The 18,504-nt window shown below is 34.7% G+C and carries 13 protein-coding genes and 1 tRNA gene; 10 read left to right on the top strand and 4 right to left on the bottom strand.

The window, feature by feature from the left end; all coding sequences use genetic code 11:
- Positions 1 to 19 precede the first annotated feature (19 nt).
- Both AC0L5Q_RS12430 and AC0L5Q_RS12425 read right to left on the bottom strand, forming a co-directional pair.
- On the bottom strand, positions 20 to 2,032 hold the full coding sequence (locus AC0L5Q_RS12430; RefSeq protein ID WP_473608756.1) for a PQQ-dependent sugar dehydrogenase family protein: 2,013 nt from the start codon (positions 2,030 to 2,032) through the stop codon (positions 20 to 22).
- 121 nt (positions 2,033 to 2,153) lie between these two features.
- Entirely contained in the window at positions 2,154 to 2,801 is a 648-nt protein-coding gene (locus AC0L5Q_RS12425; protein WP_473608753.1) for a single-stranded DNA-binding protein, read from the bottom strand.
- Positions 2,802 to 2,956: 155 nt separating this feature from the next.
- On the opposite strand from AC0L5Q_RS12425, the gene AC0L5Q_RS12420 reads away from it, so the two are divergent.
- The 5 genes from AC0L5Q_RS12420 to envZ all read left to right on the top strand — a co-directional run bounded on the left by AC0L5Q_RS12420 (position 2,957) and on the right by envZ (position 8,879).
- A tRNA-Arg gene (locus AC0L5Q_RS12420) sits at positions 2,957 to 3,031 on the top strand.
- Between the two features lie 151 nt (positions 3,032 to 3,182).
- Positions 3,183 to 5,219, top strand: coding sequence for an XrtA/PEP-CTERM system histidine kinase PrsK (gene prsK / locus AC0L5Q_RS12415; protein ID WP_473608749.1), 2,037 nt, complete (start codon positions 3,183 to 3,185; stop codon positions 5,217 to 5,219).
- A 38-nt stretch (positions 5,220 to 5,257) separates the two neighbouring features.
- Positions 5,258 to 6,607: a PEP-CTERM-box response regulator transcription factor gene (gene prsR, locus AC0L5Q_RS12410; protein WP_473608746.1), complete on the top strand. Its 1,350-nt coding sequence runs from the start codon at positions 5,258 to 5,260 to the stop codon at positions 6,605 to 6,607.
- Between the two features lie 134 nt (positions 6,608 to 6,741).
- Positions 6,742 to 7,467, top strand: a complete 726-nt coding sequence (gene ompR / locus AC0L5Q_RS12405; protein WP_473608742.1) for an osmolarity response regulator transcription factor OmpR — start codon at positions 6,742 to 6,744, stop codon at positions 7,465 to 7,467.
- Between the two features lie 119 nt (positions 7,468 to 7,586).
- A complete protein-coding gene (gene envZ / locus AC0L5Q_RS12400) occupies positions 7,587 to 8,879 on the top strand; it encodes a two-component system sensor histidine kinase EnvZ (RefSeq protein WP_473608737.1) in 1,293 nt (430 codons plus the stop codon).
- 62 nt (positions 8,880 to 8,941) lie between these two features.
- Here envZ and pckA read toward each other — a convergent pair whose 3' ends face one another.
- Together pckA and AC0L5Q_RS12390 are read right to left on the bottom strand one after the other, a co-directional pair.
- Positions 8,942 to 10,552 (bottom strand): phosphoenolpyruvate carboxykinase (ATP), encoded by a 1,611-nt coding sequence (pckA, locus tag AC0L5Q_RS12395; protein WP_473608733.1) that lies wholly within the window; start codon positions 10,550 to 10,552, stop codon positions 8,942 to 8,944.
- Positions 10,553 to 10,849: 297 nt separating this feature from the next.
- Complete coding sequence (locus AC0L5Q_RS12390) at positions 10,850 to 13,438, bottom strand: penicillin-binding protein 1A (RefSeq protein WP_473608729.1); 2,589 nt, start codon at positions 13,436 to 13,438, stop codon at positions 10,850 to 10,852.
- Positions 13,439 to 13,561: 123 nt separating this feature from the next.
- Here AC0L5Q_RS12390 and AC0L5Q_RS12385 point away from each other — a divergent pair, with 123 nt between their 5' ends.
- From AC0L5Q_RS12385 to AC0L5Q_RS12365, 5 genes are read left to right on the top strand one after another with little or no spacing between them, the layout of a single operon-like run.
- The gene (locus AC0L5Q_RS12385) at positions 13,562 to 14,641 is read left to right on the top strand and encodes a pilus assembly protein PilM (protein ID WP_473608725.1); all 1,080 of its coding nucleotides are present in this window, start codon (positions 13,562 to 13,564) and stop codon (positions 14,639 to 14,641) included.
- Positions 14,629 to 15,207 carry a PilN domain-containing protein gene (locus tag AC0L5Q_RS12380; protein ID WP_473608722.1) on the top strand — a complete coding sequence of 193 codons (579 nt, stop codon included), beginning with the start codon at positions 14,629 to 14,631 and terminating at the stop codon, positions 15,205 to 15,207. Before AC0L5Q_RS12385 ends, AC0L5Q_RS12380 begins: the two co-directional genes overlap by 13 nt.
- A 2-nt stretch (positions 15,208 to 15,209) precedes the next feature.
- On the top strand, positions 15,210 to 15,806 hold the full coding sequence (locus AC0L5Q_RS12375) for a type IV pilus inner membrane component PilO (protein ID WP_473608718.1): 597 nt from the start codon (positions 15,210 to 15,212) through the stop codon (positions 15,804 to 15,806).
- Complete coding sequence (locus tag AC0L5Q_RS12370; protein WP_473608715.1) at positions 15,803 to 16,336, top strand: pilus assembly protein PilP; 534 nt, start codon at positions 15,803 to 15,805, stop codon at positions 16,334 to 16,336. The genes AC0L5Q_RS12375 and AC0L5Q_RS12370 overlap by 4 nt, the downstream gene beginning before the upstream one ends.
- Positions 16,336 to 18,420 (top strand): type IV pilus secretin PilQ, encoded by a 2,085-nt coding sequence (locus AC0L5Q_RS12365; RefSeq protein WP_473608711.1) that lies wholly within the window; start codon positions 16,336 to 16,338, stop codon positions 18,418 to 18,420. Before AC0L5Q_RS12370 ends, AC0L5Q_RS12365 begins: the two co-directional genes overlap by 1 nt.
- Positions 18,421 to 18,504 lie beyond the last annotated feature (84 nt).

Here is an 18,504-nt window from a genome sequence, read left to right as displayed (position 1 = left end):
TTGTTATCTACTTATTCTTTTAACTATCGTTGCTTAAGCTTTCTAATAAGTTGTTTTTGGCTAAAGTGAATTCGTCTTCAGTCAAATAACCTTGCTCTTTTAAAAGAACCAACTTGTTTAAAGCATCGAGTAATTTTGTGTTTACTTTGCCACTTGATGTGTTTTTAGTGCTTTTGTTGAATGTTGGACTGGCACTTTTTTCTTTGATCTTATTTTGTATGTCTGGTTTAGGTGTAGGTTTTTTGCTTTTAATTCTTTGTTTTATTGCTGGTGGAACTGGCGTTTTAATTACTCTATTGGCAATGTGATTTACATTTATTTTTGATGATATATACCATTGCCAGTCGATAACGTGTTCAATAACTGTGTGGTATTTTTCTTTTGTAAGTCTTTGGTTGCCTTCTCTTAGGTAAGAGCAAATTGAAAATTCTTCGTCTTCAGTAGTTGTGAGTTTTAATGTGATTTTTCTTACTTTATCGTCAATCATCTTGTCTCGATGTTCTTGTTCAAAAGTAATTCTTAATGCGTTTTCAATTGAGTTACTAAAAGCGGTGTCATCTGTATGTGTTACCTGATTGATGACAATGTCGTTAAGCAGTATTTCACTACAAAGAATTTCTTTGATAGAAATAACTTTGCTAACGGTATTTTCGTGGCGCTTGAATAATGATACTTCGTCTGTTGCGGTATTAAATTCAAAACGCGCAAAATTACTGCGTAACATTGATTTTGTTTTTATAAAAAGTTGATTGTATTTATTTTTAATAACAAATATAACAATACCGATCAGAGCTAAAAGTATTAATATATAAAACCAGCTATTTGAAGATGATTCTTCGTCTGCTACAACTCTTTTAGCTGTAGCTGAAGATGTTTCTGGTACTAGACTTGATAATATTTTATATACAGTAGAATGGGTTTTATCAAACACAAAGAGCTCGTTCTCGTGCGCAATAAATAATACCAGTTGGTTTGCTGTAGGAAAAGTTGCTTGGTTAAAACTAATCACTTTTTCTGACTGTTGGGCTGTTGTCGAGTGGTTATTTACTTTTAATGAATGTAATTGCCAATCATTCTCTGTAGGTAATATAAATAATATTGTGTTCCATAATGTATCGAGTTCTCTTCCCTTGTAATACACGTTTGATAAATGAATGTTTTCATTTTGATCTTGATATAAAGGATCTTTAGGAGGAGTTAACAAATAATCTTGGCCCAATGATGTGAGAGATATTAAGTGTTCATGATTATACGCATGGGTAACAATTAATTGATTTTTAGTTTGTTTAGACCAAGTAAACTGACTGATATTTTGTACGCCTAATATAATAATTTCATCTTGAATATTAGTATTTTTAATAAATGGATTGTTATGCGGGATGGTGTAATTGCGTAAGCCAAACTTTTCAGGGTTAATTCTTAATATACTGCCTGAATATAAAGGCAAATCTTTAAGCTCTTTATTCGGCGTTAATGAAAAATAGAGGTAACCGAAGTCATCACTCCAAGACTTTAAATAAGGATTAAAAGATAATTGATTAATTTTGTTTGACGCTGTGGCTGCAATACGGAGTATTTCTCTTTTGTGAGAAATATTTATTTGATCTTTATTAACATTGCTAAGTTGCCATTCAGTAATAACTGCATCGTGTGTATGTTGTACTTCTAATTCTTTTTTACTCAGTTGGTTATTTTTCTTTGTTGGATCGTAAAGTTCAGTATGAGCCGTGTAAATTACATTGTATCCCGTTTGATCCATTAAATGAAAATTAGGATGTAATGTGACCGCAGTAAAAATACGGGTTTTGTTTTGTTCTAAGTTTTTTGAAAAATTAATAATAGGCTGAGCTTGTATTTTTTGCCCTTTAGAGCGATACATTTTCCCTGTTGAATCAGTAAAGAAGAGTTGATTATTGCGTGTGGTGTTAGTAAGGGGTAACAACCAAAAATTGTTTGTTGTTAGTTTAGGTAAATCAATAAAAGGCTCCACAACATATGGAGTTGAGCTAAATGCAATTTGATTGATTCCCATTGAAAACAAAAGACCAATGAGTAGATATTTTATATTATAAAATGTGTTTTTATTTTTCTTCATTATCTTCATTTATAAATGAGTAAAAGCTAGAATTATGTTTTACAGTCCATTGATTACTTCATTTTAGCAATATCACCTGCTGACAATCAATTAATTGAGATTTATTTGAGTTATTTAAATAACTTAGTTTACCTTCAATAACTAAATGATCTCCTATTTTTGCTTGTTCATTAATGTAAGACGCTTGTTTTCCCCATATGTGAATAGGTCTTTCAATTTCTACATTTTTAAGTTCTTGAGTTACAGAAGAGTGCACAAAAAAGTTTAATAGTAATGTTAACTCTGCAAGTTCTTTATTGTGCTCAGTAGTTACAAACTTAATAGAGGAGTGAATTTGCCCACTGCAGTGTATTTGATTAAGAGATTTAGCATAACCTTTAGGGTAAGTTTGGGCATAAGTCGCATGAATAATTTCTCGGCCTGATTTCTTACTATTAAGTAGGTACCCTTGTAATAAAATGATATCGCCTTTTTGTGCGTGTATCAGTGAGCGCTCAACAACTTCACCTATCACTTTGATAACATGGTAGCGAGTCCATTCTTTATATTGATTGGTTGCTTTATCAAACCATTTACTGTGGGTTGCTAAAGTAAATTCAGCGATAGCTAAAATGGGATTTGCCTGATACCTAATAATGGGTTTATCAACTAAATTCCCAAGTAGTACGGTATTACATAAATGATTTTTAGCAGGAGAACTAAGCATGAACCTTCAAACGATATAGTGCAAAGCATACAATGTACGTAAAGTTTTATTGATAGGCAAGCTTGAGTATTGTTTTTCAAAGTAGTGGTATTTATTTTAAGCTAACACTAGAAATGAAGTGAGGTTTTGACTAGAATCGCAGCCTACAAAATGTAGCTCTCGTGGTGAAGTGGATATCACGTGGACCTCCGGAGTCTAAGTCGCAGGTTCGATTCCTGCCGAGAGCGCCATTTCTTACCAAAATACTGACTAATCAACGAAAAATTATCGTGTATTACATGCTAAACGTAGAAAAAGTAACATATTAACGGTAGTATGTTGTTAGTGATTAGAAGGGCTTATGTGTGCGCTACTAGTTAAAAACATACATGGTGATTGGTAATGGATTCAATTGGTTTTTTAGGCTACGCTTTTGCGAGCTTTTCATATGTTATTTTTACCTTACTGCTCTTTGCTGCTCGAAATAATACACTTTTAGCTAGATGTATTATCATTTGTGCTATTTCTACTCTTACAGCCAACCTTGTTGCCGCTCTTCAAATAAAATTTGGATTTACTTTACAATGGGTTATGGTCGCCGACGGTGTCAAAATAGCTTGTTGGTCTATTCTTGTTCTCATTTGTAATACGGAAGAAACCACGTTTCGAAGATTGTTCTCCAATATTTATATAAAAAAATATAGCCTTATTTGGGCGGGTCTAATGGCAAGTTGTTGGTTGCTGACCTATACGTTACATTTTTCATATGAGTATTTATTTTTACTGTTTATTGTCCTCAATTTATGGACACTCGTTTTATTAGAGCAACTTTATCGCAGTGCTAATTCTCAAGTACGATGGGCGATATGGCCTCTTGTTATCGCGATTGCAAGTGTGTCGTTGTTTGATTTTGTGCTTTACGCACAAGCGATGATGGTACAAAGGCTCGATTTTAATTTTTGGTTTAGCCGAGGCTTTATCGCGATTGTTGTTGTTCCTTTGCTGATGATCAGCACCCGAAGAATTAAAAACGGTTCTGTAAGAATTTTTGTATCCCGTAATGTTGTTTTTTATAGCTCAATGCTAATGATTGCCGGTGTGTATTTAATTATTATGGCGGTTGTTGGTTATGTATTAAGTTATTTTGGTGGCAAGTGGGGCTCTGTATTTAGTGTTGGGTTTTTGGTTTTAGGTGGTATTGTTCTTATCACTTTACTAGCAACAGAAACATTGAGAAGAAATGTTAAAGTATTTATAGCGAAAAACTTTTTTGCTAATAAATATGAATATAGAGATGAATGGCTAAACTTGATTGGGAAAATTGAAAGTAGCGACGCTGAAAATAATTATCAAATGGCTACCCAGATCATGATGTCTAAAACTGGAACTCAGTATGGAGCTATTGTAAAACAAATTACCAATACGCAATTCGAAACTAAGTACTCATCAGGCTTAGAGTTTGAAGATATATTTGTTCCCCAATTAATTCACCTCTGTCATTTTTGTAAACGTGAAGGTTGGATTATAGACTTAAAAGAATATTCAGAAGCACCGAGTATTTATCCTGATTTATCTCTTAATTTATTGCAATGGCAAGATAAAAATATTTCGGTTGTTGTACCTATTTTTATTGGCAAAGAGTTTTATGGTTTATTTGTTTTAGCAACAGATAAAGAGCTGTCTCAATTCAATTGGGAAGATCGTGATTTATTTTTTGCCATTTCCCAGCAATTGGGAAATGTTTTATCTTTACATGAGGCCAACGACAAAATTGCAGAATCAAAACAATTTGATGCCTTTAATCGTATGTCTGCTTTTCTTGTTCATGATTTAAAAAACATACAAGCTCAGCTAGCATTGATAACTAATAATGCTGAGAAACATAGAAATAACCCCGAATTTGTTGATGATGTTTTCGAAACGGTAGAATCAGCCACTGAACGTTTAGATAAAGTATTATCGCAATTACGTAATAAGCAAGTTGCTCAAGTTAAAAGTAATACCGTTAATGTAAATACTGTATTAGAACAAGTTGTTGCTCAACGGAATGTGAAAAAGCCATTAGTAGAATATATTTCAGTGGGCGATCTTATGGTTACTGCTGACAAAGATGTTTTATTTTCCGTGCTAAATCACTTAATTCAAAATGCTCAAGAAGCAACTGATAAAAATGGTTGGGTAAAAGTTTTTTTAAGAAGTGTTTCAAATGACATTCAAATAATAATTGAAGATAATGGTTGCGGTATGTCTAAAGCGTTTATTGAAAAGCGCTTATTTAAACCTTTTGACACAACTAAAGGTAATGCGGGTATGGGCATAGGTGTTTATGAAGCTAAGCAATTTATAGAAAGTATTTCAGGGGTTATTAAAGTCGAGAGTGAGGAAGGTGTTGGTAGTAAATTTATTGTCAATGTACCTGCTACATCATCTTTAAGATAAGCGAACAATAATAAGTATAAAGTAAGGGTTCTTTCTAAATGGAAAAATTATTAATCATTGATGATGACAAGGGTATTCAAAAACAGCTCAAGTGGAGTCTGTCTGATTATGATGTTGTCTTAGCTGGGGATAGAGAAAGCGCTATTGCTGCAGTAAGACGCTTTGAACCTAAAGTTGTCACTTTAGATTTAGGTTTACCACCCGATGAAGCGAATGCTTCTGAAGGTTTAGCGGCTCTGCAAGAAATTCTCACAATAGCTCCTCATACTAAAGTAATTGTTATTACGGGTAACGATGATCGAACCAATGCGTTAAAAGCTATATCAGCAGGCGCATACGATTTTTATCAAAAGCCTATCGAATCAGAAGTCATTAACGTGATTATTTCTCGTGCATTTAGTGTTGCCGCCATTGAGGAAGAAAACAGGTTAATGCGTTCTGTAGCCGGTAGCGATATAGGTATTATTGGTAATAGTGCCGCTATAGATAGATTGCGTACTATGGTGAAACGTATAGCACCTACGCAAATCACTGCCTTATTACTGGGTGAAAGTGGAACAGGTAAAGAAGTTACCGCAAATGCTGTTCATTTAGCGAGTGATAGAAAAGATAAGCCGTTTGTTGCTATTAACTGTGCATCAATCCCTGAAACGTTATTAGAAAGTGAATTGTTTGGTTTTGAAAAAGGTGCTTTTACAGGCGCACACAAAACCACTAAAGGTAAAATTGAATGTGCTGAAGGTGGAACACTATTTTTAGATGAAATTGGTGATATGCCTTTTAATCTTCAAGCTAAACTCTTACGTTTTTTACAAGAAAAGCAAATAGAGCGTTTAGGTGGACGACAAGAAATTTCAGTAGATGTAAGAGTGGTTTGTGCAACTAACCAGAATCTTGAAGAGATGGTAAAAGAGAAAACCTTTAGGGAAGATCTATTTTACCGTGTGAGTGAAATTACGTTAAATATTCCACCACTAAGAGACAGAGATGAAGATGTACTTATTTTAGCTCAATACTTTTTACAACGTTATGCTCAAGAATATAAAAGTAATGTTAAAAGTTTTTCTGACGACGGTTTTAGTGCCATTAAAAGCCATAGATGGCCAGGAAATATTCGTGAGTTGCAAAATAAAGTAAAAAGCTCTGTTATTATGTGTACAGGTACTCAAGTTACTGCAATAGATTTAGGCTTTTTTGATCATGAAAATTCAGAATTTGAATTATCGCTCAATTTGCGTACGGTTCGTGAGCAAGCAGAATCTATCGCTATTAAGAAAGCCTATTCGCTTTCTGAAACCAATATGTCTAAAACGGCTGAACTGCTTGGTGTTACCAGACCAACCTTATACTCTTTAATCGAAAAATATAATTTAAACTTAGGGGATTAAATCTTCTATAGCGCTAAAATTGACGAGCTATTCATAATTTGTAACAAATGCCTAGGCATTGTCACAAAGGAGCTTTGTAACTTTAGCGCTTTTTCATTTATATTTACCTTATAGTAAAAACAGAGAGCACTCCAATGGGTCAAGAAACTCCAAAAATTTTAGTTGTTGATGATGATATGCGCCTTCGAGCACTACTTGAACGTTATCTTGTTGAGCAAGGTTATGTGGTGAGAAGTGCGGCAAACTCTGAGCAAATGGACCGTTTATTAGAGCGAGAAAATTTCCATTTATTAGTACTCGATTTAATGCTTCCGGGTGAGGATGGTTTATCTATTTGTCGTCGTTTACGCCAAAACAATAATGATATTCCTATTGTTATGCTTACCGCTAAAGGTGATGAAGTTGATCGTATCATTGGATTAGAGTTAGGTGCAGACGATTACATGCCTAAACCCTTTAATCCTAGAGAGCTTTTAGCACGTATTAAAGCGGTATTAAGACGAAAAGTTCAAGAAGCTCCTGGTGCGCCAAGCCTTGAAGAAAATATCATTTCATTTGGTGAATACCAACTTAACTTAGCGACAAGAGAAATGCTAAAAGGCGACGTAAGTATGCCTTTAACCAGTGGTGAATTTGCTGTTTTAAAAGCACTTATTAGTCATCCAAGGGAGCCTCTTTCACGTGATAAATTAATGAATCTTGCTCGTGGAAGAGATTATTCAGCTTTAGAGCGAAGTATTGATGTTCAAGTTTCTCGCTTAAGAAGAATGCTTGAAGAAGACCCTGCAAAACCTCGTTATATTCAAACGGTTTGGGGATTAGGTTATGTATTTGTACCCGAAGGAACCGGTACAGCTTAACTTACCTATCAAGAATGAGTGAAACCTTTCACTCATTCCTTCAAATTGTGAAGATAACCCATCTTATTTTCTGAATAAAATTATGTAACTCAGCAGTCGTATTTAGGTACAACATTATTATGAAAGTATTACCACGAAGTGCATTTGGACAAACTGTATTACTCATTGGTGTTTTACTTTTAGTTAATCAGGTTGTTTCCTACATTTCTATAGCTATATATATTCTCCAGCCCAATGCTCAACAAGTTAACCAACTGTTAGCTAAACAAGTAAAAGCGGTGTTTATTGATATTGATGATCCTGTATTAAGACCCGCGATGGCAGAAGCTTTTCATAAAGAAACTGGAATAGGGGTTTATCGTGAAAAAGTGGCAATGAAGCTAGGTTTACAACACGCCATTTATTATCCTTTTCGTTCTGAAGAAATGACATTATTATTAGGTGGTCCAGCAGAAGTTCGAATTTCTCAAGGTGATGAATATTTGTTTTGGATCCGTCCTCCGCAATCACCTAATTGGTGGGTTAAAATTCCGCTAACAGGTTTGGAAGAAGAAAATTTATACCCTTTATTGGTTGTTCTCGTTATTTTAGGTGTGTTAAGTGTTGCTGGAGGTTGGTTGTTTGTTAGGCAACTTAATAGGCCTTTAAAAGCATTGCAGTATGCTGCTAAAGAAGTCGGCCGAGGTAACTTTCCTGAGCCTTTAAAGGAAAACGGAACAACTGAAATTGTTGCTGTTACACAAGCATTTAATCACATGTCTAAAGGAATATTACAATTAGAAGATGATCGTAATTTGTTAATGGCGGGTATTTCACATGATTTAAGAACCCCACTAACGCGTATTCGATTAGCAACAGAAATGATGTCAGCTGAAGATGAATTCTTTAAAGAAGGGATTGAAAGCGACATTGATGACATGAATAAAATTATCGATCAATTTATTGATTACATTCGTCATGATACAAAAGATGCTGTTGAAATGAGCGATTTAAATGAGCTTTTAAAAGAAGTGATACAGGCAGAAAAAATATCTGATCGCGTTATTTCTTATACAGATAAAAGTATTACCCCTATTCCAATTCGTTACATTGCTATAAAAAGGGTTGTTGCGAATCTTATTCAAAATGCCCTTCGTTACAGTGATGACGATATTATTATTGAAACTGATGAGCTAGCGAAACAAAAATGTGTTTCTTTTTCTGTAATAGATAAGGGGCCTGGTATCCCAGAACAAGAGATGTCTCGTTTATTTCAGCCTTTTACTCAAGGAGATACAGCTAGAGGAGGAGAAGGTAGTGGTTTAGGGTTAGCTATTATTAAACGTATCGTTGATTCACATGGTGGTCATGTTGAATTAACTAATGTTGAGAATGGTGGGTTAAAAGCAACGGTGACTTTACCTATGAATTAACCCAAATTTGATAGGTTAAAATTAAAAAGCAGTATAAGTTTTTCACCTATACTGCTTTTTATTTAGAGTTGTGGGCCTGCTGCAACTAAAGATTTCCCATTATCATTATCAGTAAACTTATCAAAGTTATTAACAAATCTTGTGGCTAAATCTTGGGCTTTATCATTCCATTGATTAGCAGAATCATAAGTATTTCTTGGATCTAATATTTCTTCATTAACACCTGGTAAAGTGTTAGGGATTTCAAGATTAAATAAAGGTACAATTGATGTTTCAGCTTTATCAATAGAGCCATCTAATATTGAATCAATAATTGCACGAGTATCTTTAATTGAAATACGTTTACCTGTGCCATTCCATCCGGTGTTTACCAAGTAAGCTTCAGCGCCTACAGCTTGCATACGGTTTTTTAGTACTTCAGCATATTTAGTAGGATGAAGACTTAAAAAAGCAGCACCAAAACAACTTGAGAAAGTAGGTGTAGGTTCTGTTATTCCTCTCTCTGTGCCTGCCAATTTTGCTGTAAATCCTGACAAAAAGTAGTACTGTGTTTGTTCTGGAGTTAATTTTGCTACAGGAGGTAAAACACCAAATGCATCAGCCGTTAAAAAGATAACTTTTTTGGCATGTCCTGCTTTTGATACGGGTTTAACAATATTATCTATATGGTAAATAGGGTACGAAACACGTGTGTTTTCAGTTTTTGAATTATCATCAAAATCTATTTTACCGTTAGCATCAACCGTTACATTTTCTAATAAGGCATCACGTCTGATTGCATTGTATATATCAGGTTCATTTTCTTTACTAAGGTTGATGGTTTTGGCATAACAGCCACCTTCAAAGTTGAAAACACCATTATCATCCCAACCGTGTTCGTCGTCACCAATTAACTCACGTTTCGGATCCGTTGAAAGTGTTGTTTTGCCTGTACCTGATAAACCGAAAAATATAGCAACGTCACCTTCTGAGCCTACATTTGCGCTACAGTGCATTGAAGCAATACCTTGTAAGGGTAAAAGGTAGTTCATCATAGAGAACATGCCTTTTTTCATTTCACCGCCGTACCAAGTACCACCGATGAGCTGAATTTTTTCTGTTAGATTAAAAGCAACAAAATTTTCAGAGTTTAAACCTTGCTCTTTCCATAATGGATTCGTTGTTTTCGCTCCGTTCATTACAATAAAGTCGGGCTCGTAATTGGCTAACTCACTTTCTGTGGGGCGAATGAACATGTTTTTTACAAAGTGAGCTTGCCATGCAACTTCCGTAATAAAGCGAACCTTTAAACGCGTATCTTTGTTGGCTCCACAGTATGTGTCTACAACATAAAGCTTTTGATCAGTTAGTTGAGATGTTACCAAGTTTTTTAAATGATCCCATGTCTTTTGGCTCATTGGGTTGTTATCATTTTTTCCTTGATCAGACCACCATACCGTGTCACGACTTACGTCATCTCTAACAATGTATTTATCTTTTGGTGATCTGCCTGTAAATATTCCTGTATCAACGTTAACGGCACCAAGCTCCGTTACAACGCCTTTATCAAACCCCGTTAAATCACTTTTTGTTTCCTCGGCAAACAACACTTCGTAAGATGGATTGTAAACAATTTCAGCAACACTATTAATGCCATATTGCGATAGATCGATTGAATTTTCCGAAGTTGTCATTTTATGTTTCTCCAAGAGTAAAAGTTTCAAAATAATGTGCGTTGTGGACTATTCTAATGGAGTTTTATAAAAAACGAAAGAAAAAAGTGTTTCGTTGTGAAAGTTTTCAGTGTACCTTTCATAAATAGCTAAGGTGTGTTTTTAATGGAGGGTTGTGTTATTTTAAAGTTATTGATTTTTAATGGTTTTTATTGTTATTGCAGATTTTTATTATTAAGAGAAATAAAATCCCTCTTAATAATAAAAAATTTCGATTGTTATTTTTGAAGTTTCGTTTGTTGACTTACGTTATATGTTTCAAAAAATATTATCAATTGTTGATGTGGTGTTTTTATTTGTCTCATAACTATTGTTTTGAGGGATAAATTCATTAGGCAAAGTACCTTTCTTAAAGTATTCAAAAACACTTGAGTTATCAGTTTTGTGCGTAAGCTTCCCTGTTGCTTTATCAATACGAGCAGAAACAATATTATCAGGTTGTATAAATTGCTCATACGGAAAGTAGGGTAGTGCTTCCTTCATGAATAAATTCCAAGCAGGCTGAGCTGAATTAGCACCTGCTTCTGAGCCTGTTATTTGATTATCTGGCAAATTTTTATTATATGTTGTTCTACCTAAGTCTTTAGAGGGATCATCAAAACCTATCCATGCCGAAGTTACCAGTCGTCTCGAAAATCCACTAAACCAAGCATCTTTAGATTGGTTAGTGGTGCCTGTTTTTCCTGATAGATCTTTTCTTTTTAATGCTCTTGAGCGCCATCCTGTACCTTGCCAAAAAGGTTTAGTATTCCAATCTGCTCCCCAAATAACAGAGTTCATTGCGTTGGTAATAAGAAAAGCATTTTGTGGATTTAATACTCTATTAGCAATATTTAAGGGGGCTTGTTTATTTTCGTTAGCTAAATTAACCGGTGAATCTGTAGTTGTGTCAAAAAAATGAGCATTAGACTCAGTAGATGACAGTTCAGTAATTTCGTTTGTTTTGTTTTTTATACATTTCTCATCACATGCAATTTTTGGATTTGCTTGGAATACAATGTTGCCAAAGGAGTCTTCTATACGCTCAATAAAATAGGGCTCTATTAAAAATCCTCCGTTGGCAAAAACAGCATATCCTGTTGCAATTTCTAATGGGGTAAAAGAGGCCGAGCCTAATGCTAATGTTTCATTGTTTGGTATTTCATCTCTTGCAAAGCCAAAAGATTGTAAATGGTTAATAACATTTTCTTTTCCTGTTTGCCTAAAAAGACGAACAGCTACAACGTTTTTAGATTGTGCAAGTGCAAGTCTCACTCTAATAGGGCCATCATATCTGGCTGGTGAATTTGATGGACGCCATACACTTCCTCCACTTTTATCCCATTGATTTATGGGGGCATCATTGATCAATGAACCTAAGGTTAATCCATGTTCTAAAGCTGCAGAATAAATAAAAGGTTTTATATTCGACCCTACTTGACGTTTGGCTTGAGTGACACGGTTGAACTGACTTTGCTTAAAACTATAACCGCCAACAATAGCTTGAATAGCGCCGTTGTCTGGTGATAACGAAACCAAAGCTGAGCTGGCAGCGGGTAATTGGCTTAAACGATATTCTTCATTATCTTTAGAAACTAAGATGACATCGCCGTATGTTAAAATTTGATAGGCAAATTGAGGAGCGACCCCTTGTTTACTGTCTGTAATATATTCTCTGGCCCAAGAGAGCCCATCCCAACCTATATCTACAATACTTTGATCAGCCAAACGAACACTGACAGAGTTTTCTAGTACTTCAATAACAACAGCAGGAATTAAAGATTGGTAGGTAGTCACTTCATTAATAGCATTTTGTATTTCACTTTCATTGAGTAAATCGGTAGTAGAAACAATAGGGTTTTCTTCATTTTTAATCGCATATTCTTTTAAGTGGGGTCGTAAGCTTAAAAGAGGCCCTCGGTATCCATGACGTTGATCGTAAGCATATAAGTTATTCAGTACCGCTTTTTGCGCAGCTATCTGTAAGTGACTTGGAACGGTTGTATATACTTTATAGCCTGCAGAGTAAGCATTGTCTTTACCATACATAGTTAAAACTTCTTGGTGCGCCATTTCAGCAAGGTATGGGGCACTTAATTCTATTTCTGCGCCATGCATTTTTCCTGTAATAGGAGCATTTATAGCTTCTTCGTATTCTTGATCAGTTATATAATTATTATCTAACATGCGTCTTAAAACGACACCTCGCCTAGCTTTGGCTTTTTCTGGAGATCGAATAGGGTTAATACTTGACGGTGCTTTAGGTAAACCAGCTAATACAGCTATTTGAGCAAGGGTTAGGTCATTTAAATCTTTTCCATAATAAACTTGTGCTGCAGCGCCGAACCCAAAAGAGCGATGGCCTAGGGGGATCTTATTTAAGTATAACGTGAGGATTTCGTCTTTTGAAAGTAAGCTCTCAATATGAAAAGCTAAAAATATTTCACGAATTTTACGGGTGTAAGTAATTTCAGAACTTAAGAAGAAATTACGTGCTACCTGCATAGTAATGGTGCTAGCACCACCTTTGTTTTGTCCGGTTAGCTGACCTAAAACAGCTCTTGACATACCAATAGGATCTACACCAAAGTGATAATAGAATCTGTCATCTTCTGTTGCTAGCAATGCTTGAATAAGTTTTTGAGGAATTTGGTCCAGAGTTAATGGAATTCGTTTTTTTTCGCCAAACTGAGAAATTAGTTTATTATCAGCACTAAATATTTTCATTGGCGTTTGCCATTGAATTTCTTTAAGAATTTTAACGCTAGGTAACTCTGAACGCATTGAAATATATAGCACAGAGAGTGATATAATGCCTAAGGTAATAATTATAAAACTTAGTTTTAATAGGTTTTTAAAAGAAAACACAATAAAAAATACTCAATAAAATTAATAAAATCGTTTAATATTACTAGTATATCCTGTAAAACAGTGTAATAAATGTATTTATGTTTATTATTTTGAATAACAAAAATAACTTAGTAGGATGTTATGTTAAGCAGTCTATGGAAAAAGAAAGTATCACTCATTGTAGGGATTGATATTGGTTCGCATAGCGTTAAAGCTGTGTTAATTAATCAAGGAAGTGACGGTTATACACTTGAGGCGCTGTTAGAAGAAGCAATGCCAAGAGGTGCTGTAATTGACCGTGAAATTCAAGATATTGAAGCTGTTGGTAATGTAATTGCTAAAATAAGAAAAAAAATTACATCATCTGTTACTCATGCAGCCGCAGCTGTTTCGGGTCAAACAGTTATCACGAAATTAATTTATATGGACGTAAACCTTACCGAACAAGAATTAGCGAGCCAAATAGAAATTGAGGCCGATAGCTTAATTCCTTACCCTTTAGATGAAGTTAGCCTAGATTTTGAATCATTAGAGGTTAATGAGTCTGATCCGAGTAAAGTCAATGTACTTCTAAGTGCCGCACGAACAGAATCTGTAGAAGCTCGAGTGTCGGCCTTGGAAAATGGGGGCTTTCAAGCGAAGGTTATTGATGTTGAATCATATGCAATTAGTCGTCCTTACGATTTAATTCTATCTCAATTGCCTGATGATGCTGAAAATAAAGTAGTTGCAATTGTCGATATAGGTTCGGTAATGACTCTGTTTTCAGTAACTGAATCAGGAAGTCATATTTATAGCCGTGATCAAATATTTGGCGGAGAACAATACACTCGTTCAATTGTGTCTTATTACAATAAAACCTTCGAAGAAGCTGAATTTGCTAAAGTAAGTAACGACTTACCACCTAATTATACTTTTGAAGTGCTTGCCCCATTTCATACCGTATTAGTGCAGCAAATTCGTAGGGCTATTCAAATGTTTTTAACTTCAAGCGGAAAGGACAAAGTTGATTATTTGGTAATTTCAGGAGGAACCGCATCAGTAGAAGGCATTGAAAACTTACTGACAGAAGAGCTTGGTATCCATACCGTTATAGCAAATCCTTTCAAAGAAATGCGAAAATCTGAACATATTAATATGGATAAGTTAGAAGCTATGGCGCCTAAGTTTATGGTTGCTACTGGGCTCGCATTAAGGAGTTTTAGTTCATGGCACATATAAATTTACTTCCGTGGCGTGAAGAGGCGGAAAAAACCAAACAAAGAGAATACTTTTCAATATTAGCCCTTGTTGCTATTGTTGCCTTTGCACTAGTTTTTGCTGTTAGCCAATTCTATCAGGCAAAAATTGACGGACAAAACACCAGAAATCAATACTTAAAAAATGAAATTCAAATTTTAGATATTCGTATTGCTGAGATAAAAACACTCGACGAAAAGAAAAAAGAATTAGAGCAAAGAATGAGTGTTGTTGAGCAGTTACAACGGAGCCGAAATGTTGGTACGCAAGTACTTAATGAAATCGCTAAAGTTGTACCTAATGGTATCTATTTAACTGAACTTAAAAAGCAAGATAATACTTTAGAGCTCGTAGGTAAAAGTGAATCAAACAATCATCTAGCCAACATGATTAGAGAGATTGAACGTTCTGATTTGTTTATTGATGCAGTATTAGAATCAATTACATCAACCGATGCAGAAAGCAAATTACTGAGTGATTTTAAAATGAGAGTACTCATTCAGGGATTAAAATCAACAGATGAAAATACAATCCAAGGAGGAAAATAGATATGGAATTAGATTTTTCTCAGTTTAATGATTTAGAAGTTGATAACATAGGCGAGTGGCCCATTTTACCTAAAATAGTGTTAACTATTTTTATAGGTTTGATGGTGTTAGTTTTAGGTTATGTTGGTTTAATTAGTGATAAAATGGACACCCTCAAAAGCGTACAAGCTCAAGAATTAACGTTAAGAGAAGAATATAGAGCTAAGTATCACGTAGCGGCAAACTTAGAATTGTTTCAAGAGCAAATGAAGCAAGCTGAAATACTGTTTGCAAACCAGCTCAAAAGCTTACCTGAAAGTCATGAAACACCAGGTTTATTAGATGATATAACCTTTGTTGGTACAACAAGTGGATTAAATTTTGCTAAATTAAATTGGCAGCCTGAAATTACTAAAGAGATTTATATTGAGCTTCCTATCGATATTGAAGTTCAAGGTAATTATCATGAATTTGGTAATTTTGTGAGTAAAATAGCAGGCTTACCAAGAATCGTAACTTTACATAATTTTGATATTAATTTTATTAAAGATACGGCCGGTGATTTAACGCTCAAATTACAAGCTAAAACGTATCGTTATAGGGAGGCGGAAGAAGAATGAAAAAATTAATTTTTTTACTACCGTTGGTTTTGACTGGTTGTTTTAATGATACTAGTGATATTAGAGCTCATATTGCTTCAGTACAAGCAAATACAAAAACTCATATTGAACCTATGCCTGAAGTTCGGGTATTTAATCACTTTGATTACGAAGCTCAAGATTTACGTAGCCCTTTCGATTTACCTCAGCCTGAAGTTATTCAAGAAAAGATGCAACAAATGTCTGGTTGTTTGAGCCCTGATCCTCGTCGGAGAAAGCAACCACTTGAAAAATTTGCAATTAGTGATTTAACTATGCGTGGTACACTAGGTGAATTAGGTATTACATGGGGCTTAGTTGAAGCATCCGACGCTACATTACATCGTGTTTCTGTAGGTAGTTATGTTGGATTGTTTAATGGAAAAATCACAGAAGTTAACCAAAAACATGTTGCAGTTGTTGAATTAGTCCCTGATGGTGCAGGTTGTTGGGCAGAAAGAGATACTGTTATTACAATGTCGGAATCGGATTCAGAGGGGCAAAGGAAGTAATGTTGCTATTAAATAAAATGAAAAAAAATAAATTATTAAACTATAAATCATTAAATATGAAATTTATCTTCTCAGTATTTGTACTTTTGTTCTCAAACCTAGGGTTTTCTTCAAGCTTAACTGGTGTAAGTTATAACACCATGCAAAATGAAGAAATTAAACTTACTTTTGAGTTGTCAGAGTCAATTGATATTCAGCCAGAAGTTAAAACCATGATGAATCCCGCTAGTATTGATATAACATTCAGTGCTGAAGATTTTGATTTGAAATTAGAAAATACACTTATTGAACATGCTGGCATTAAAAATATTACGGTACAGAAATTATCAGGAAAAGTAGTTGCATCAATCCATATGGATAAGCTATCAATTTTTGATGTATCGCAAGTTGATAATGAGTTTTCATTAGTTCTTAATAAAAACCTGAAAAATTCATCAATGTCTAAATTACCTGATATAGGTAAAGATTTTATTAATCACTTTCAATCAATAGATTTTAGAAAAGGGCAAAGTAATGAAGCCCAAATCTTAGTCGATTTAGCTGATAGTATGGTGGCGGTTGATGTGAGTGATAAATTAGGTAAGTTATATGTCGAGTTTCATAATACTGATATTTCGGAAGATCTCTTATATCAATTAGATGTAACTGACTTTGGTACTATAGTAGCTGGTATTGAAACATTTAAAGAAGGTAGAAATGCCCGTTTAGTTATAGATATTGATGGCGAATTTACTTTTAAACATCAGCAATTAAATAATTTATTTTCATTAACGGTTGCTGAGAAAGTTAAAGTTCCTGGTTACTTGGGGGATAGTGATGATTTTACAGGTAAAGCGATTTCATTAAACTTTCAAGATATTCCTGTAAGAACAGTTCTACAAATTATAGCTGATTATAATGGTTTTAACTTAGTCACAAGTGACACTGTTGCAGGCAATATTACTTTACGACTTGATGGTGTTCCATGGGACCAAGCGTTAGATATTATACTAAAAGTTAAAGGCTTAGATAAGCGCATGGAAGGTAACATTTTAATGGTTGCTCCTAGCGATGAACTTGCTGCTCGTGAAGCACGAGATTTACAGGCTTTACAACAAGTAGAAGAGTTAGCTCCTTTATATTCTGAATACGTACAAGTTAATTACGCTAAGGCTAGTGAATTAGCTGATTTAGTTAAGACGGATGATAATAGCATCTTATCTGAACGCGGAAGTGTAAGTGTTGATGAAAGAACAAATACTTTATTAATACGCGATACAGCAAAAAGTATTGAAGATATTAAAAGAATGGTGACCGTGTTAGATATCCCAGTTCGTCAAGTGGTGATTGAAGCTCGTATGGTTACAGTAAAAGATAATTTAAATGAACAATTAGGAATACGTTGGGGAGTTACTGATGCAGGTGGTGATTATGCTACATCAGGAACAATAGATGGACTTGATGATGCTAATGGCTTATCACAAACACCAGTAGGAACAGGAGCAATTCCAGATATAGGTCAAAGATTAAATGTTAATATGCCTGTTAGTGGTGCGGCAGGTAGCCTTGCTTTTCAAGTTGCTCGATTAGCCAATGGTACAATTTTAGATCTTGAGTTAAGCGCATTAGAGAAAGAGAACAAAGGTGAAATTATTGCTAGTCCGCGTATTACTACGTCCAATCAAAAAGAAGCTTATATTGAGCAAGGTGTTGAAATTCCATATCAACAAGCTGCTTCAAGTGGAGCTACAGCAGTGTCTTTCAAAAAAGCAGTGTTAAGCTTAACGGTTACCCCGCATATAACACCAGACGATCGTATAATACTTGATTTACGAGTGACTCAAGATACGGTATCTGAGGTAACTAATGGTTTTGCTCCTGCCATAGATACACAGCGTATAGGAACACAAGTGTTGGTAAATAACGGTGAAACCATTGTTTTAGGTGGTATTTACCAACAATCTATCATTAATTCTGTATCTAAAGTACCAGTACTTGGTGATATTCCTTATTTTGGTTGGTTATTTAGAAATACTAACAACTTTAGTGAGAAAAAAGAGTTACTTATATTTGTTACTCCACGCATAGTAACAGAGCGTTTTTAACTATTTTCAAGTAAGTGAGGACTTTTCTCCTCACTTACTTGCATTTTACATAGAAGAATTGCGATAATTGCGCCCTTGAAATTT

The organism is Pseudocolwellia sp. G5-9, assembly GCF_055808995.1.
The sequence above is the reverse complement of the archived record's forward strand: the minus strand, read 5'-3'. Positions and strand labels throughout refer to the sequence as shown.

Bases quoted from the DNA above. Each gene is read 5' to 3' on its own strand.
- AC0L5Q_RS12430 (WP_473608756.1), bottom strand. From the start codon at position 2,032: ATGGGAATCAATCAAATTGCATTTAGCTCAACTCCATATGTTGTGGAG.
- AC0L5Q_RS12425 (WP_473608753.1), bottom strand. From the start codon at position 2,801: ATGCTTAGTTCTCCTGCTAAAAATCATTTATGTAATACCGTACTACTT.
- prsK (WP_473608749.1), top strand. From the start codon at position 3,183: ATGGATTCAATTGGTTTTTTAGGCTACGCTTTTGCGAGCTTTTCATAT.
- prsR (WP_473608746.1), top strand. From the start codon at position 5,258: ATGGAAAAATTATTAATCATTGATGATGACAAGGGTATTCAAAAACAG.
- ompR (WP_473608742.1), top strand. From the start codon at position 6,742: ATGGGTCAAGAAACTCCAAAAATTTTAGTTGTTGATGATGATATGCGC.
- envZ (WP_473608737.1), top strand. From the start codon at position 7,587: ATGAAAGTATTACCACGAAGTGCATTTGGACAAACTGTATTACTCATT.
- pckA (WP_473608733.1), bottom strand. From the start codon at position 10,552: ATGACAACTTCGGAAAATTCAATCGATCTATCGCAATATGGCATTAAT.
- AC0L5Q_RS12385 (WP_473608725.1), top strand. From the start codon at position 13,562: ATGTTAAGCAGTCTATGGAAAAAGAAAGTATCACTCATTGTAGGGATT.
- AC0L5Q_RS12380 (WP_473608722.1), top strand. From the start codon at position 14,629: ATGGCACATATAAATTTACTTCCGTGGCGTGAAGAGGCGGAAAAAACC.
- AC0L5Q_RS12375 (WP_473608718.1), top strand. From the start codon at position 15,210: ATGGAATTAGATTTTTCTCAGTTTAATGATTTAGAAGTTGATAACATA.
- AC0L5Q_RS12370 (WP_473608715.1), top strand. From the start codon at position 15,803: ATGAAAAAATTAATTTTTTTACTACCGTTGGTTTTGACTGGTTGTTTT.
- AC0L5Q_RS12365 (WP_473608711.1), top strand. From the start codon at position 16,336: ATGTTGCTATTAAATAAAATGAAAAAAAATAAATTATTAAACTATAAA.